The organism is Streptomyces sp. SS7, from assembly GCF_037993025.1.
In the GTDB taxonomy this organism is placed as follows: domain Bacteria; phylum Actinomycetota; class Actinomycetes; order Streptomycetales; family Streptomycetaceae; genus Streptomyces.
In genome coordinates this window covers 6387260-6403606 of the sequence record NZ_CP141223.1, presented here as the reverse complement: position 1 = coordinate 6403606, position 16347 = coordinate 6387260, and the positions used below count along the sequence as shown (strand labels likewise).

Below are 16347 nucleotides of genomic sequence, written 5' to 3'. Positions count from 1 at the left end.
TGTGGGCGTTTTTGCCCGTCTCACGCATTGGACGAACCGCTCCCATGCCCAGCAGCACCGTCGAGGCTCCACAAGAGCCGGACGCCACCCCCGGCCCCGACCAGGGCCGCACCCACGGCCTCCACCAGGGCCTCAAACAGCGCCATCTGTCGATGATCGCCCTCGGCGGTGTCATCGGCGCGGGGCTCTTCGTCGGTTCGGGCGCGGGGATCGCCGCCGCCGGCCCGTCGATCGTCCTCGCCTACGCCCTCTCCGGCCTCCTCGTGATGCTGGTGATGCGGATGCTGGGCGAGATGTCCGCCGCGCATCCCTCGTCGGGCTCGTTCTCGGCGCACGCCGAGCGGGCGTTCGGCCCCTGGGCGGGGTTCACCGTCGGCTGGGCCTTCTGGGTCCTGCTGTGCACGGCCGTGGGTCTGGAGGGCATCGGCGCCGCCAAGATCGTCACCGGCTGGCTGCCGGGGACACCCGAATGGGCCTGGGTCGCGCTGTTCATGCTGGTGTTCTGCGGCACGAACCTGGCCGCGGTGAAGAACTTCGGCGAGTTCGAGTTCTGGTTCGCTGCGCTGAAGGTCGGCGCGATCACCCTGTTCCTGGTGCTGGGCGTGCTGGCGATCGCCGGTGTCCTGCCCGGCACGGACGCCCCCGGCACCGCGCACCTCGGCGACGTCCTCCCCCACGGCGGCGAGGGCCTGGTCGTCGGCCTGCTCGCCTCCGTCTTCGCCTACGGCGGTCTGGAGACCGTCACCATCGCCGCGGCCGAGTCGCCGGACCCGGTCCGGGGCGTGGCGGGCGCGGTCCGTACGGCCATGTGGCGCATCGCGCTGTTCTACGTCGGCTCGATGGCGGTCGTCGTCACCCTCGTCCCCTGGGACGCGCCCGCGGTCGTCGAGAAGGGCCCGTACGTCGCCACCCTGGACCGGCTCGGCATCCCGGGCGCCGGCCAGGCGATGAACGTGGTGGTGCTGGCCGCGCTGCTGAGCGCGATGAACGCCAATGTGTACGGTTCCTCGCGCATCGCCTGGTCGCTGGTGGCCCGGGGCCACGGTCCGAAGGCGCTGGGCCGTGCACCGGGCGGGGTGCCGCGCCCCGCGGTCCTCGCCTCGTGCGTGTTCGGCTTCGGCTGCGTGGCACTGAGCCACTGGCGGCCCGACGACGTCTTCCCCTGGCTGCTGAACATGATCGGCGCGGTGATCCTGATCGTCTGGATCTTCATCGCCGCCGCACAGCTGCGGCTGCGGCGCCGCCTGGAGCGCGAGGCCCCGGAGCGGCTCGCCGTCCGCATGTGGGCGTTCCCGCTGCTGACCTGGGTCGCCCTGGCCGGCATGGCGGCGATCTTCGTCCTGATGGCCCGCGAACCCGGCACCCGGGTGCAGCTGTACGCGTCGGGCGGGATGACGGTGTTCCTGGCGGCGGCCGGGTACGCCTGGCAGCGGACGCGCGCCAGGGGCTGACGCGCGGACCGCTCCCTCACTGCCTCCGGGCGTCACGGAGTGCGCGGTGCCCCCGCGAGGCTGCTCGCGGGGGCGGGTTCCGCAGGTGAGTCGTCACAGGTTGCTGAAATCGGGGCCCTTGGTACGGGTGCGCTTGATCTCGTAGAAACCGGGGACCGAGGCGACCGCGACGGTGCCGTCCCAGAGGCGGGCGGCCTCCTCGCCCTTCGGGGCGGGGGTGACGACCGGGCCGAAGAAGGCGATCTGCTCGCCGTCCGGGCCGGGGACGGCGATCACCGGGGTGCCGACGTCCTGGCCGACCTTCTCGATGCCCTCCTTGTGGGAGGCGCGCAGCTGGGCGTCGAACTCGAAGTCGCTCTGCTCGGCGTAGTCGATGAGGGAGGCGGGCAGGCCCACGTCCGCCAGCGCGCCGGCTATGGCCTCGACCGTCGGGCCCTCGCCGTTGTTGTGGATACGGGTGCCGAGCGCGGTGTAGAGCGGGCCGAGGACGTCGGCGCCGTGCAGCTGCCAGGCGGCGGTGACCACGCGCACCGGCTGCCAGGCCTTGACCGCGAGCATCTCGCGGTACTCCTCGGGCAGCTCGTCCAGCTTGTTCTCGTTGAGGACGGCGAGGCTCATGATGTGCCAGCGCACCTCGATGTCACGGACCTTCTCGACTTCCAGGACCCAGCGGGAGGTCATCCACGCCCAGGGGCACAGCGGGTCGAACCAGAAGTCGACGGGGGTCTTCTCGGACATGTGTCTCCTCGGGAGATCGGCAGAGGAACGGGGAACCTGAGAGAAAGGGCCTTCCTCGCGTCAACACCGTCACGTGCGGCACACATTCCCCGCTGCCGCGGTCAGGGGCGCGTGGCAGGATCACTCCTGTCCATGTGCCGTCCGGCCACCAACGAGGGAGTACCGCCCGTGCCCGGTGAGAACCTGTCCCGCGACGAGGCCCGGGAGCGGGCCGCCCTGCTGTCCGTCGACGGGTACGACGTGTCCCTCGACGTGCGTTCGGCCGTCGGCGGGGGGACCGACGAGCCGCGCACCTTCCGCTCGGTCACCACGATCCGCTTCCGCTGCAACGAGCCCGGCGCCGCGAGCTTCGCCGATCTGATCGCGCCGAGTGTGACGTCCGTCTCCCTCAACGGCCGCGATCTGGACCCGGGCGAGGTGTTCGACGGTTCCCGCATCCTGCTGGAGGACCTGGCCGCCGACAACGAGCTGGTCGTGGACGCGCAGTGCGCGTACTCCCGCACCGGCGAGGGTCTGCACCGGTTCGTCGACCCCGAGGACGGCGAGGTCTACCTCTACACGCAGTACGAGCCGGCCGACTCGCGCCGGGTGTTCGCGAACTTCGAGCAGCCCGACCTCAAGGCGCCGTTCCGCTTCGAGGTGCGGGCGCCCGAGGAGTGGACGGTGTGGAGCAACGGTGCGGGCGAGCGCGCCGACGGGGTGTGGCGGTTCGCGGAGACGAAGCCGATCTCGACGTACATCACCTGTGTGGTGGCGGGGCCGTACCACTACGTCACGGACTCCTACAGCCGTGAGCTCGCCGACGGCACGACGCTTCGGATCCCGCTCGGCGCGCTGTGCCGCAAGGGTCTCGCGCCCTACTTCGAGGCCGAGGACGTCTTCCTGATCACCAAGCAGGGGCTGGACTTCTTCCACGAGCACTTCGACTACCCGTACCCCTTCGGCAAGTACGACCAGGCGTTCGTGCCGGAGTACAACCTGGGGGCGATGGAGAACCCGGGGCTGGTGACCTTCCGGGAGGAGTACATCTTCCGGGGCAAGGTGACCCGGGTGTCGTACGAGAACCGGGCGAACGTCATCCTGCACGAGATGGCGCACATGTGGTTCGGCGACCTGGTCACCATGGAGTGGTGGGACGACCTGTGGCTGAAGGAGTCCTTCGCGGACTTCATGGGCTCCTTCTCGATGGTCGAGGCCACCCGGTTCACCGAGGGCTGGATCACCTTCGCCAACCGCCGCAAGGCCTGGGCGTACCGCGCCGACCAGCTGCCCTCCACCCACCCGGTCACCGCCGACATCCGCGACCTGCAGGACGCCAAGCTCAACTTCGACGGCATCACCTACGCCAAGGGCGCGTCCGTCCTCAAGCAGCTGGTGGCGTACGTCGGGCGGGACGCGTTCCTGGAGGGCGCCCGCCGCTACTTCAAGCGGCACGCGTACGGCAACACCCGCCTCGGCGACCTGCTGTCGGTGCTGGCGGAGACCAGCGGCCGGGACATGGGGGCGTGGGCGCGGTCGTGGCTGCAGACGGCCGGGGTGAACTCGCTGACCCCGCAGGTGCTGCTGGACGCCGATGGCCGGATCGCGGAGCTGGCGGTGGTGCAGGAGGCCCCGGAGTCGCATCCCGAGCTGCGGCCGCACCGGGTGGCGATCGGCCTGTACCGCCGCGCGGAGGGCGGCGCGCTGGTGCGGTACGCGCGGGTCGAGGCGGACGTCGACGGTCCGCGCACGATCGTCAGGGAACTGGCCGGCGAGGCCGCCCCGGAGCTGGTGCTGGTCAACGACGACGACCTCACGTACTGCAAGATCCGCTTCGACGAGACCTCGCTGGAGACGCTGCACACGCACCTCGGCGACATCGCCGACCCGCTGGCCCGCGCCCTGTGCTGGTCGGCGCTGTGGAACCTCACCCGGGACGCGCTGCTGCCCGCGCGGGACTTCATCGCCCTGGTGCTGCGGTTCGCGGGGCGCGAGTCGGACATCGGGGTGCTCCAGATGCTGCACGCCTGGGCGGAGTCGGCTCTGGTGCACTATGTGGCGCCGCCGCTGCGGGCGACCGGGTCGCGACTGCTCGCCGAGGGCGCCGAGCGCGAGCTGTACGCGGCCGAGCCGGGCAGCGAGCACCAGCTCGCGTGGGCGCGGTTCTTCGCGCAGACGGCCGAGGACCAGGGCGGTTTCGAGCTGCTCCAGGGTCTGCTGGACGGCACCTCGGAGATCGAGGGGCTGGGCGTCGACCAGGAGCTGCGGTGGACGTTCCTGGAGCCGCTGGTCGCGCACGGATACGCCGACGAGAAGACGCTGGAGGCGGAGCTCGCCCGGGACGACACCGCCTCGGGCCGACGCCACCAGGTCCGCTGTCTGGCCGCGCGTCCCTCGGCGGCGGTCAAGGCGCAGGCGTGGGCGCAGGTGGTGGAGTCCGAGGAGCTCTCCAACGCCCTGGTGGAGGCGACCATCGCGGGCTTCGCGCAGCCGTCCCAGCGGGAGCTGCTCGCGCCGTACGCGCAGAAGTACTTCGCGGCGATCGACCGGGTGTGGTCCGAGCGGTCCATCCAGATCGCGATGACCGTCGTCAAGGGGCTGTACCCCTACCTCCAGGACACCCCGCAGACCCTGGTGGAGACGGACGTCTGGCTCGCGGCCCACGACGCGGCGCCCCCGGCGCTGCGCCGGCTGGTCCTGGAGGCCTGGGACGACCTGGCCCGCGGTCTGCGCGGGCAGGCCTGTGACGCCAGGGCCGAGGAACACCACTAGCTCTGGCCATGGATTCCGTCGGCGGTGACCGTTACGGAATTCGTTCCATCGGACCCGTAACCCCTGGACCCGCCCGACGGGACCAGGGGTTTTCGATGCCTACTCGGCATCCGAACATCCGTCCTTTAGGGCGAGCTTGTCCGGTTTTGTCGACAGGCGTGTAACAGCCGTTAAAGGAGGGATCGGGAGCGGAATCCCCGTTGCATGAACCACAACACGCCGCTCCCCCCGGCCGCCCCCCGCCCGCTGCGCCACCTCTCCCACGACGGCCGACGCCGGGTGCTGACGGCGGCCCAGCTCCGCTCGCACGGTGTCTCCGGCGCCGAGGCCACCGAGCAGTGCCGCCCCGGCGGCCCCTGGCAGCAGCTCCTCCCCGGCGTGTTCATGCTGCACCAGGGGCCGCCGACCAGCGAGGAGCGGCTGCACGCGGTCCTGCTGTACGCGGCCCGCGAGCAGCAGGAACCGGCCGGGGTGCCGGCCCAGCCGGACGCCGACGGCCCGCACCGCCCGACGTACCGGGAGGCGATGATCACCGGCCTCGCGGCGCTCACCCTGTACGGCTTCGCCTCGGCCCCCTCGCTGTCCTCCCTGGAGCGGATCGACGTCCTGGTCCCGCGCCTGCGCCGGCTGCGCTCGACGGGCTGCGCCCACGTCGTGCGCACCACGAGCCTGCCGGTCCCCGAACAGGCGACGGGCGTTCCGGTGGCGCCCGTCCCGCGGGCGCTGGCCGACGCGGTGGCGGAGCTGACGGACGCGGGCGCGGTACGACGGCTGCTGTCGGAGGCGGTGCGCGGCGGCCACTGCGAACCGGCTGCCGTCGTGCGGGAGTTGAACAGCGCCAAGCTGCTGGGGCGGCCCCATGTGGTGGACGCGGTGGACTCCCTGCTGGCCGAGGGCCGGGCGATCGCCGAGGACCGCCTCTACCGGATGGTCGTCGAGTACGGCCTCCCCGACCCGGTCTGGAACGTGGACCTGCGCCTGCCCGGCGGGCCGCACCTCGGCGGACTCGACGCCTACTGGCCGGAGCAGGCGGTGGCGGTGGAACTGGACACGCGGGCGCCCCGCCAGGACGACGACGCGTTGTGGTCGGAGTACGCCCGCAAGCGTGAGCACCTGGAGCGGCTCGGCATCACGGCCGTGTACATCACGCCGAAGAAGCTGCGGGACGCCATGGAGCAGCAGGCCGCGGTGGTCCGCACGGCGCTGATGGCGGCGGGGGACCGCGAACCGGCGGCGTACGTCGTGGTGCTGCCCCGGTAGGGAGGACCGGGGCGGCGCATCAGGAGGGGAGCGGAGGGGCCACCGGCGACGGGTGGCCCCTCCGCGTGTCGTACACCCGGTCGATGAGGGCTGCGTACGAGGCGATCATGCGGGTGCGGCTGAAGCGTTCGCGGCTCGCGGCGAGGGCGGGGGCGTACGCGTCCCGGTTCGCCACCGCCTCCGACCAGGCCGCCGCGATCGCCTCCGGGTCCGGCGGGGTGACCAGGCCGTGGCCCGCGACGATCGCCGCGCTGTCGCCGACGTCCGTCGCGACCGGGACCGCGCCGCACATCATGCCCTCGATCAGGCACAGCGGGGCCGCCTCGCCCCAGGAGGAGGTGAGGGCCACCACGTCGGCGCCGGCGTACACGGTCTCCATGTCGTGCCGTACGCCGAGCAGGCGCAGCCGGCCACGGCCCCGCTGCCGTCCGTCGAACGCCTCGGCGATGTCGGCCGCGAGGCCCGGGTTCGCGGCCGACATGCCGGCCCCGCACATCAGGACGTGTCCGTCGGGGACCGCGTCCAGCCAGGCGCCGGCCGCCGCCAGGAACAGCGGGACGTTCTTCATGCCGTCGTAGCGGGCGGCGAAGACGACCACCGGGGCCTCGGCGGGGACGTCGAGCGCGGCGCGCAGGGCCCGCCGGCGGGCCGGGTCCGGGCGGAAGCGGATCAGGTCGACCCCGTTGGGGATGACGTGCAGCAGCGCGGCCGGGACGCCGGCCGCCTCGTACGCCGCCCGGGTCGACTCGGCGCAGCACACGGCCGCCGCCACCGTGCCGTCGGCGATCCCGGCCTTGAGGTCGTGCAGGGCACGGCCCTGGTTCTCCGGGTCGGAGCGGTGCAGACAGACCACGACCGGGCGGCGTGGCAGGCCCGCCTGGCGCAGCAGGGCGAGCGGCTGCTCCTTGAGGGAGAGGATCACGTCGGCGTCGGCCGTCGCCCGTGCGGTGTCGGCGAGTTCCGGCCCGCTGAAGGCGGCCGGATCCGTGCCCCCGATCCCGAACGTCCGGCCGAGGGAGGTGACGCCCACGTCGGCGCCGGTGAGCGCCCGGTAGCAGGCGTCGTCCTCCATCCGCTGGCGGGTGGCCTCGCGGTGCACCTCGCCGTGGATGCTCAGCACCCGGTGGTGCTGGCCGCCCTCGCGCAGTCCCAGCACCACGTCGCTGTGCACGATCCGGGCCCCGCCGGAGAAGAACCCCTCGTAGACCGACAGCACCCGCAGTCCGCGTCCCGTACGCAACACCGTCACCCGCCTCGCACCGATATCCAGCCACCCCCGTGAAGTGCGGGTTAGCCGATATGAGGCGGTACGGACGTTTCATACGAGTGAACTGGACGTCACGTGTGTGCGCAGGCTGGATGACGGAAGCGTCAGGCCTTCCGCAGCACCAGTTCCGTGTTGCGGTCCTTCGCCTCGCCGGCGAGCCGGGCCCCGTCGAAGCGGGCGTTCGCCGACAGCTCGCGGTAGAGGGCGGCGAGGCCGGTCTGGGAGAGGTCGGTGAAGTCGGTGCGGTGGGGCGCGGCGGACTCGATCAGGGTGGTGTGGATCGAGAGGGTGCCGTCCTTGTTGTCGACCAGCTCGATGACCCGGGCCAGCTGCGGGAACTCCACGTGGGAGGCCGTGGAGACCTCCCAGAAGGTGCCCGCGGCGCCCCGGTGGGGGGTGATGTCGTTGCGGTGGATGTGGCCGTTCACCCAGGCGACGACATTGCGGTGGCGGCCGAGGAGCGCGGTCAGTTCGGCACCGCTGTGCCGGCGCTCGCCGGGGCGGGCCGGGTCGGGGCGGGTGTTGGACATGCTCTGGCTGGTGTGGTGGCTGAACACGATCGCGTACGTGTCCTTGTGGGAGCGCAGGGTCGCGTCCAGCCACTTCAGCTGGGCGGTGCCGATCGAGCCGTTGTAGTGGCCGCCGGGGTCGGTGGTGTCGAGGCTGATGCCGACGACGTTCTCGGCGACGGGGAAGGTGTAGTACTGGGTGCCGGCGGCCAGGTTGCCGGCCGTGTAGCCGTGGCCGACGGGGCCGGCGCCCCGGTACGCCGGGTCCAGGTGGGCCTTGACGTGCTCGGCGGGGGTGTAGGGGGCGCGGCGCTCGTCGGGGGTGACGGTGCGCATGGCGCGGGTCCTGGACTTCAGCAGGTCGCGGATGACCGTGCCCCGGGGGTCCCGGTCCTGGCTGATGCTCCGCTGGAGCCGGGCCGCCTCGGCCGCGGGCAGTTCCATCAGCTTGCGGCCGCCGACCGCGTACTCGGCGAGCCAGGGGTCGCCGTGCGCGTAGCAGCCGAGCGGCATGGCGTCGTGGTTGCCGACGGTGGAGTACCAGGGCAGGGTCAGGCCGGGGCTGTTGACCTCGCGGATCGCGGCGGCGAGGAAGCCGTCGAGATGGGGGAAGCCGCGCTGCCTGTACGCGTCGCGGGAGCCGGCGTCGGGCTGCCAGTACAGGGGGATTCCGCTGTTCTGGACGCCTTCGTAGTGGCGCGGGTCACCGGAGTTGGGGCTGATCCGGCCGCCGCTCATCACGGTGAGGTACCAGTCCAGCTCGGTGTGGGCGTTGTTGTCGGTGTTGTCGCCGGTGGTGACGACGAAGTCCAGCGGGGCGCCGGTGACGGGCGCGGCCCGCAGCGAGTTGACGCGTTCGACCAGCGAGACCGCGCCCTGCACGGTGAGCGCCTCCTGCGGCCGCCAGGCGATCTCGCTCGCGGCGCGCAGGTACTCCAGGCGCAGCGGGTGCTGGCTGTCGATCAGGTGCAGATCGGTGAGCTGGACGAAGGCGGCGAGGCCGGTACGGCGGCTCGCGCGGCCGGACCTGGCGGCGGCGAGGTCGGTGCGCACGACGCGCTTCCAGCCGGCGGCGCTGCCGAGGCGGCGGTAGCCGGAGCCGGAGCGCGGGGCGGCGACGGAGGCGAGGGTGGTGCCCTTGGTGTAGGGCGCGAGGGGGGCGGCGGAGGGGCTCGCGGAGGCCGCCGCGGTCCCGGCGGCCGGGGCCGGTGCCTGCGGCGGCACGGAGGCGGCCTGGCTGTCGGTGGGCCGCAGGGCGTAACCGACGCCCGCGGAGACGGAGACGGCCGCGGAGGCGGCGAGGACGGTACGACGGTCGACCCCCAGCGCGGAGGACGTGACAGAGCGTGAGCGCGACATGGCGCGATCTCCCCGAGTACGAACGCGTCGACAGTGGACGCGGGGCGGTCGCAGCCGCGAACGTCCCGCTCGTATCGGATGCTCGACACCGGGTATGGCCTGCGCGTGAACGCTTCCGCAACGTGAAGCGCCGATCGCCGTACGTGGATCATGGGCGCCCGGAGGCGCCCCGACCTCTCCTCGCGCCGCCGGGAAACAGCCCGGAAACGGCCGGGAACCGGTCACTCCGTGTTCATCTCACGGGGTAACCGGGGGCTCCGCCGGGACGAACGCCCGTCCGTCCACGGGCCGTTCGCGCCACAACCGCAGCGCGATGTCGATCAGCCGGACCCGGCGCAGGCCGGGCACCGCGTCCAGGTCGTGCCAGGCGGCCATGTCGGTGGAGCCGTCGACCTCGTCGCGCAGTTCGCCGCCGACGATCCGGGCCTCGTAGACGATCCGCAGCCCGTGGTGGTCGACGGGCCCCTGGAGACCCGCCCAGCTGCCGAAGACGTGCCGGGACGAGTCCAGACCGAGCAGGCCCGTCACCTCGACGCGGTAGCCGGTCTCCTCGTCGAGTTCACGCACGACGGTGTCCAGCGGGTCCTCGCCGTGGTCCATGCCGCCGCCCGGCAGCACCCACTCGTGGCCGCCGTCGTCGGCCGGTGAGCGGGCGAGCAGGAGCCGGCCGTCACGGACGACCACGGCGTAGGCCGCCACCCTCAACTTCTTGCGCATACGGGCACGTTAGCCGCGAAGGACCCGCACAGGGAGCGAATATTCGCCGCACAGGGTTCTCGTAGAGGGTTTTCCCCATAGATCCATATCGTTTCGGTCAACACTCCCCAAACACCCGTCTGTTGCGTAAAGCTTTCCGCTCGTCCGGGACCGCGTCCCGGACGTTCTCGATCAGGTATGACCAGCCCGGTCGACCGTTCCTTTACCAACAAGGGATGCCGATGACTTTCACCCCCCAGCGCGAACCGATATCCGGCACCAGACGCGCGGCACGCGTCGCCGCGGCCGTCGGCCTGGTGGCCGCGCTGTCCGCGGCCGGACCGATACCCCTGGCGTTCGCCGCCGACGCGGGCCACGCCCCGGCCGCCGCCGACCCGGGCGTGAAGTCCGCCCACGACAAGCTCGGCTCCGACGACGCCGGACTGCTCGCCGAGGCCAAGGCCGAGGGCGACAAGACCGTCACCATGATGGTCGCGACCGCGCCGGGGAAGACCGAGCAGGTCGCCGAGCAGCTGGACGCGGTGAACGGCGGCATCGTCGGCCGGACCTTCGACAAGGTCGGCTACGTCCGCGCCACCGTCCCCACCGCGAAGGCGGACGCCGCGATCGCCGCCGCCGCGAAGCTGTCCTCGGTGCACGCCATCGACCTGCGCCAGGACATCGCGCTGGACGACCCGACCCCGAGCGCGGACACCGCCAAGGGCGCCGGGACCTCGTCGAAGACGAGGACCTACGCCGCGCCGGACAGGAAGACCCCCGCCGCGAACCCGTACAACCCGTCCTTCGAGACGGGCGCCGTCGACTTCGTGCGGAAGAACCCGAAGGCGGACGGCCGCGGCGTCACCATCGGCATCCTCGACTCCGGTGTGGACCTCGCGCACCCCGCGCTGCAGAGGACCACCACCGGCGAGCGCAAGATCGTCGACTGGGTGACGGCCACCGACCCGGTCTCCGACAACGACGCCACCTGGCGCCGGATGCTCACCTCGGTCAGCGGCCCGCAGTTCACCGCGACCCCGGCCACCACCGGTGTGCCCGAGACCTTCAAGGCCCCGGCCGGCTCGTACAAGTTCAACTACTTCTACGAGTCCATCACCGCCGGCGGCGACGAGAAGGGCGACGTCAACCGCGACGGCGACACCACCGACGCCTTCGGCGTGCTCTACGACGCCGCGACCGGGACCGTCCGCGTGGACGCGAACGACAACCTCGACTTCACCGACGACGCGCCGATGAAGCCGTACAAGGACGGCTACCAGAGCGGCTACTTCGGCACCGACAACCCGGCGACCGACGTCGCCGAGCGCATCCCGTTCGTCGTCGAGACCCGCAAGGACGTCGTCTACAACGCCGCCGGGGACAAGGCCGACTACGTCAACATCGGCATCATCGAGTCCGAGCACGGCACCCACGTCGCCGGCATCACCGCCGCGAACAGCCTGTTCGGCGGGAAGATGAACGGCGCCGCGCCCGGCGCGAAGATCGTCTCCTCCCGGGCCTGCACCTGGACCGGCGGCTGCACCAACGTCGCGCTCACCGAGGGCATGATCGACCTGGTGGTCAACCGCGGCGTCGACATCGTCAACATGTCGATCGGCGGTCTGCCGGGCCTCAACGACGGCAACAACGCGCGCGCCGAGCTGTACACCCGCCTCATCGACACCTACGGCGTCCAGCTCGTGATCGCCGCCGGCAACGAGGGCCCGGGCGCCAACACCATCGGCGACCCCGGTCTGGCCGACAAGGTGATCTCCGTCGGCGCGGCCATCTCCAAGGAGACCTGGGCCTCCAACTACGGCTCCCAGGTCGCCAAGAAGTACGCGCTGCTGCCGTTCTCCTCGCGCGGCCCGCGTGAGGACGGCGGCTTCACGCCGACGCTCGTCGCGCCCGGCGCCTCCGTCAACACCACCCAGACCTGGCTGCCCGGCAGCCCGGTCGCCGAGTCCGGCTACGCCCTGCCCGCCGGCTACTCCATGCTCCAGGGCACCTCGATGGCCTCCCCCCAGGCCGCGGGCGCCTCGGCGCTGCTGATCTCCGCCGCCAAGCAGAAGGGCCTCGCCCTCAGCCCGGCGGACCTGCGCACGGCGCTGACCTCCACGGCCCACCACATCAAGGGTGTGCAGGCCTACGAGGAGGGCGCGGGCCGCATCGACATCGTGGACGCCTGGAAGTCCCTCAGGAAGGGCGCCACCGCCCACGAGTACACGGTCAAGGCCCCGGTCGACACCGCGCTCGACCAGGCGCTGAAGACGCCCGGGTTCGGCACCGGCATCTACGACCGCGAGGGCGGCCTGAAGGCCGGTCAGAAGAAGACCTACGAGGTCACCGTCACCCGCACGACGGGCGCCGACAAGGCGGTCCGGCACGAGCTGAGCCTGGAGAACAACGCGGACGGCGCCTTCCGCATCCTCGGCCCGGACACCGTGAAGCTGGAGCTGAACAAGCCGGTCACCGTGAAGATCCAGGCCGCCCCCCGGTCCGCCGGGATCAAGAGCGCGATCCTCGAGGTCGACGACCCGCGGACCGAGGGCGTCGACAAGCAGATCCTCAACACGGTCATCGTCTCCACCCCGGTGACGTACGCCTTCCACGCCGCGAACACCGTGCAGCGCAACAGCTCGCAGCACTACTTCCTGACCGTGCCCGAGGGCGCCGGGACGCTCGAGGTCGCGATCGGCGGGCTGAAGGACAAGAGCCAGACCCGGTTCATCTCGATCCACCCCTACGGTGTCGCCGTCGAGGACAGCGGCACGCCGTTCTGCTACAACAACTACCTCGACGGCAACGGCTGCAAGCCGGACGTCCGCTCCTACGCCGACCCGCTGCCGGGCGTCTGGGAGATCGAGGTCGAGTCGCGCCGCACCTCGCCGCTGCTCGACAACCCGTACACGCTGGATGCCACGGTCTACGGCGCCGCGTTCGACCCGGCGACCGTGACCGTGCCCGAGGCGAAGGTCGGCCGGCCGGCCACCGCCTCCTGGAAGGTGACGAACGGTTACGCGGCCGTCGACGGCCACCTGGTGGGCGGCCCGCTCGGCTCCTCGAAGACGACCCGTCCGACCATCGCGCAGGGCGAGGAGCAGACCACCACGGTCGACGTCCCCGCGGGCGCCAAGTCCCTCGACGTGAAGATCGGCAAGGTCTCCGACGCCTCCGCCGACCTCGACCTGGTGGTCCTGGACGCGAGCGGCAAGCAGGTCGGGATCTCCGCCGACGGCGACTCGGAGGAGGCGGTCTCCCTCGCCTCGCCCGCCGCCGGCACCTACACCATCGTGGTGTCGGGCTACGCGGTCCCGGCCGGGACGACGGCGTACGACTACTTCGACGTCTTCTACGCCACCTCGCTCGGCACGATCTCCGTCGACGACTCCGCGCCGGTGAAGCTGGCCACGGGCGCCTCGGCGCAGGTCTCCGCGAAGGTCACCGCCGCGGCCGCCGCACCGGAGGGCCGGGCCTTCTTCGGCCAGGTCCAGCTGGTGAACGCCCGGGGCACGGTCGCGGGCTCGGGCAACGTGGCGATCGAGAAGGTCACCCCGTAACGACCGTATGAGAGGACAGAGGGGCGGGTGTCCGGGGGGACACCCGCCCCTTCGTCATTCGCAGGCCGTTCCCGCCGACTGCGGCAGGGCGCGCCGGAGCACCGTGCGCTCGGCGGCGATGTCCGCCTCGCCGACCGCCCAGACGTCCGGGGAGGACGACCCCTGCGCCAGGGCGAGCAGCACATGGTCGCCCTCCGCCACCAGCGGATCCATGTCCCTCGCCAGCAGGAACCGCACCTCCCGCGGCGCCTTCTCCGGCTTGTACGAGCGGGTCACGCGCAGGGTGATCCGCTCCTCGTCCGTCCCCGGCACCGCCTGTACGGCCGTCACATCGCCCTCGACGACCAGCCGCGCACAGGCCAGGTAGGCGGAGTCACCCAGGGGACTGCCCGCGTCCTCCTGACCCGAGACGGCCTTCGCCCCGCTGTCGGAGCTCGACCGGACGCCGGCCGGACCCCCCTGCACGACCACCCACCCCGCCCCGAACACCAGGGCACCGGCGGCGACCGCGCCCACGGCCCGCAGCGCGAAGGGGCGCAGCCGGGCACGGGGGCGTCGCGGCGGCCGGACGACCGCCGGGGCGGGCCGCTCGACGGGCTCCGTGAGCACCTCCGCGAGGAGACCGAGCTGCTCCCTCAGCAGCGCCACGTCCGCCGTCGCCGAGCGGTGCGCGGCCAGCAGGGCGGCATCGGCGCGGGCCTCCTCGGGGAGGGGATCACCGGTGATCGCGGCCATCAGGGCGTCCGTGCCGTCCATGCCGTCGGGTCCGTCGGGTCCGTCGGGTCCGTCGGGGTTCTCGTGCCGCTGTCCGGGCATGTCACACCACCTCGTCCTCGTGCAGGCGGGCGCGCAGGGCCCGGACCGCCGTGTGCAGGCGGCTCTTGACCGTGCCCTCGGGGACGCCGAGCTCCCGGGCGATCGAGACGACCGGCAGATCGGCGAAGAACCGCAGGACGACGACCTGGCGCTGGGCGTCGGGCAGATCGTCCAGACCCTGGGCGACGGCGAGGGAGAGCACGCTGGTGTCCTCGCCCGAGGGGTGCTCGTGCTGACGCAGCGAGGCCAGTCGCTCGCCGAGGCGTTCCTGGCGGCGCCGGGCGCGGTGCCAGTCCATGGCGAGGTTGGAGGCGACGACCGCCGCCCACGCGGAGACGTCCCGCGGCGCCTCCTGCCCCTTGGCGGCCCGCTCCAGCAGCCGCAGGCGGACCTGCTGCACCCCGTCCGGCAGGTCCGCCTGCGGCACCCCGCCCAGCGCGAGCACCGCCCGCACCCGGCGTTCCTGCGTCACGTCCAGAGGATCACCTTGGTCGTCCCCCTGGACGCGACGGGCGATTCTGCGCAGCACAGACACCCCTCCCCTCGCCGCGTTTCTCCTACGACGCCGCAGGGGGCGCGAACGTTCGGAGGCGTACGTCACATCCGGGCGCGGGGCCGTACGGCTTGCGGCACGACGTGACCGTAGGGCGAATTTCTGCAGATCAACAGGGGTACGACGGAAGTTCCGAAACCGTTGATCAGGTGGGGGCGTCCCAGTCCTCGGGCATGCGGCGCAAAGAATTGGACAGGTGGACCGGGGTCGGCCGCATGATGGAAAAGCCCCGGTCAAGAGTGAGAGTCAGGAGTCGCCGTGAGGGTCGGAATCGTCGGAGCCACCGGTCAGGTCGGCACGGTCATGCGCAGGATCCTCAAGGAGCGGAACTTCCCCGTCACGCAGCTGCGGCTGTTCGCCTCGGCCCGCTCGGCGGGCACCGAGCTCGACGGCGTCACCGTGGAGGACGCGGCGACCGCCGACTACAGCGGCCTGGACATCGTCCTGTTCTCGGCCGGTGGCGCGACGTCGAAGGCGCTGGCGGAGAAGGTCGCCGCGCAGGGCGCGGTCGTGATCGACAACTCCTCCGCGTGGCGCAAGGACCCCGAGGTCCCCCTGGTCGTGTCCGAGGTGAACCCGCACGCGATCGCCGACCGTCCCAAGGGGATCATCGCCAACCCGAACTGCACGACGATGGCCGCGATGCCGGTCCTGAAGCCGCTGCACGAGGAGGCCGGCCTGCAGGCGCTGGTCGTCGCCACCTACCAGGCGGTGTCCGGCTCGGGCGTCGCGGGCGTGGCGGAACTGCACGGCCAGGCGCAGAAGGTCGTCGCCGAGGCGGACAAGCTCACGCACGACGGCGCGGCCGTGGCCTACCCCGACCCGCAGGTCTACCGGCGCCCGATCGCCTTCAACGTCGTCCCGCTCGCCGGCTCGATCGTCGACGACGGCCTGAACGAGACCGACGAGGAGCAGAAGCTCCGCAACGAGTCCCGCAAGATCCTGGAGATCCCGGACCTCAAGGTCGCCGGCACCTGCGTCCGCGTGCCGGTCTTCTCGGGCCACTCCCTCCAGGTCAACGCCCGCTTCGCGCGTCCCCTGTCCGTGGAGCGCGCCACCGAGCTGCTCTCCTCGGCCGAGGGCGTCGTCCTCACCGACATCCCGACGCCCCTCGAGGCGGCCGGCAAGGACCCGTCGTACGTCGGCCGCATCCGCGCCGACGAGACGGTGGACCACGGTCTCGCCTTCTTCGTCTCCAACGACAACCTCCGCAAGGGCGCCGCGCTGAACGCGGTGCAGATCGCGGAACTGGTCGCGGCCGAGCTGAAGGGCTAGGGGGTGTTTCGAAAGTCCCGTGCGGTGCCCGCGGTGTCCGGTGCGTGCTCTCGGCGTGCCGGACGAAAGCCCTCGTACTGGACGTACTTGGGGTTTCGGCCGGTGCGGCGAG

General features: G+C 72.0%; 11 protein-coding genes. 5 read left to right on the top strand and 6 right to left on the bottom strand.

The window, feature by feature from the left end; genetic code table 11:
• The first annotated feature begins 44 nt into the window (after nucleotides 1-44).
• Nucleotides 45-1451 (top strand): amino acid permease, encoded by a 1407-nt coding sequence (locus tag U5640_RS29605; RefSeq protein ID WP_340379167.1) that lies wholly within the window; start codon nucleotides 45-47, stop codon nucleotides 1449-1451.
• A 93-nt stretch (nucleotides 1452-1544) separates the two neighbouring features.
• Here the strand turns inward: U5640_RS29605 and U5640_RS29600 are convergent, their stop codons facing one another.
• On the bottom strand, nucleotides 1545-2189 hold the full coding sequence (locus U5640_RS29600) for a DsbA family protein (protein ID WP_067244185.1): 645 nt from the start codon (nucleotides 2187-2189) through the stop codon (nucleotides 1545-1547).
• Between the two features lie 168 nt (nucleotides 2190-2357).
• Between U5640_RS29600 and pepN the strand changes: the two genes are divergently transcribed.
• Together pepN and U5640_RS29590 are read left to right on the top strand one after the other, a co-directional pair.
• A complete protein-coding gene (gene pepN / locus U5640_RS29595) occupies nucleotides 2358-4940 on the top strand; it encodes an aminopeptidase N (RefSeq protein WP_340379164.1) in 2583 nt (860 codons plus the stop codon).
• A 204-nt stretch (nucleotides 4941-5144) separates the two neighbouring features.
• Nucleotides 5145-6200 (top strand): hypothetical protein, encoded by a 1056-nt coding sequence (locus U5640_RS29590; protein WP_340379162.1) that lies wholly within the window; start codon nucleotides 5145-5147, stop codon nucleotides 6198-6200.
• A gap of 19 nt (nucleotides 6201-6219) precedes the next feature.
• Here the strand turns inward: U5640_RS29590 and U5640_RS29585 are convergent, their stop codons facing one another.
• The 3 genes from U5640_RS29585 to U5640_RS29575 form a co-directional block, all read right to left on the bottom strand.
• The gene (locus tag U5640_RS29585) at nucleotides 6220-7416 is read right to left on the bottom strand and encodes a glycosyltransferase family 4 protein (RefSeq protein ID WP_340385407.1); all 1197 of its coding nucleotides are present in this window, start codon (nucleotides 7414-7416) and stop codon (nucleotides 6220-6222) included.
• 155 nt (nucleotides 7417-7571) lie between these two features.
• Nucleotides 7572-9335, bottom strand: a complete 1764-nt coding sequence (locus tag U5640_RS29580; protein ID WP_340379160.1) for a TIGR03767 family metallophosphoesterase — start codon at nucleotides 9333-9335, stop codon at nucleotides 7572-7574.
• 237 nt (nucleotides 9336-9572) lie between these two features.
• A complete protein-coding gene (locus U5640_RS29575) occupies nucleotides 9573-10052 on the bottom strand; it encodes an NUDIX hydrolase (protein WP_340379158.1) in 480 nt (159 codons plus the stop codon).
• A gap of 221 nt (nucleotides 10053-10273) precedes the next feature.
• Here U5640_RS29575 and U5640_RS29570 point away from each other — a divergent pair, with 221 nt between their 5' ends.
• A complete protein-coding gene (locus tag U5640_RS29570) occupies nucleotides 10274-13591 on the top strand; it encodes a S8 family serine peptidase (protein ID WP_340379156.1) in 3318 nt (1105 codons plus the stop codon).
• Nucleotides 13592-13645: 54 nt separating this feature from the next.
• Here U5640_RS29570 and U5640_RS29565 read toward each other — a convergent pair whose 3' ends face one another.
• Both U5640_RS29565 and U5640_RS29560 read right to left on the bottom strand, forming a co-directional pair.
• The gene (locus U5640_RS29565) at nucleotides 13646-14407 is read right to left on the bottom strand and encodes a hypothetical protein (protein WP_340379154.1); all 762 of its coding nucleotides are present in this window, start codon (nucleotides 14405-14407) and stop codon (nucleotides 13646-13648) included.
• A gap of 1 nt (nucleotide 14408) precedes the next feature.
• The gene (locus U5640_RS29560) at nucleotides 14409-14942 is read right to left on the bottom strand and encodes a sigma-70 family RNA polymerase sigma factor (protein ID WP_340379152.1); all 534 of its coding nucleotides are present in this window, start codon (nucleotides 14940-14942) and stop codon (nucleotides 14409-14411) included.
• 276 nt (nucleotides 14943-15218) lie between these two features.
• Between U5640_RS29560 and U5640_RS29555 the strand changes: the two genes are divergently transcribed.
• Nucleotides 15219-16235, top strand: a complete 1017-nt coding sequence (locus tag U5640_RS29555) for an aspartate-semialdehyde dehydrogenase (RefSeq protein WP_340379150.1) — start codon at nucleotides 15219-15221, stop codon at nucleotides 16233-16235.
• Nucleotides 16236-16347: the final 112 nt, after the last annotated feature.

What these genes read in the sequence shown, in the direction of transcription:
- U5640_RS29605 (WP_340379167.1), top strand. Translation starts at nt 45, where the DNA reads ATGCCCAGCAGCACCGTCGAGGCTCCACAAGAGCCGGACGCCACCCCC.
- U5640_RS29600 (WP_067244185.1), bottom strand. Translation starts at nt 2,189, where the DNA reads ATGTCCGAGAAGACCCCCGTCGACTTCTGGTTCGACCCGCTGTGCCCC.
- U5640_RS29590 (WP_340379162.1), top strand. Translation starts at nt 5,145, where the DNA reads ATGAACCACAACACGCCGCTCCCCCCGGCCGCCCCCCGCCCGCTGCGC.
- U5640_RS29580 (WP_340379160.1), bottom strand. Translation starts at nt 9,335, where the DNA reads ATGTCGCGCTCACGCTCTGTCACGTCCTCCGCGCTGGGGGTCGACCGT.
- U5640_RS29575 (WP_340379158.1), bottom strand. Translation starts at nt 10,052, where the DNA reads ATGCGCAAGAAGTTGAGGGTGGCGGCCTACGCCGTGGTCGTCCGTGAC.
- U5640_RS29570 (WP_340379156.1), top strand. Translation starts at nt 10,274, where the DNA reads ATGACTTTCACCCCCCAGCGCGAACCGATATCCGGCACCAGACGCGCG.
- U5640_RS29565 (WP_340379154.1), bottom strand. Translation starts at nt 14,407, where the DNA reads ATGCCCGGACAGCGGCACGAGAACCCCGACGGACCCGACGGACCCGAC.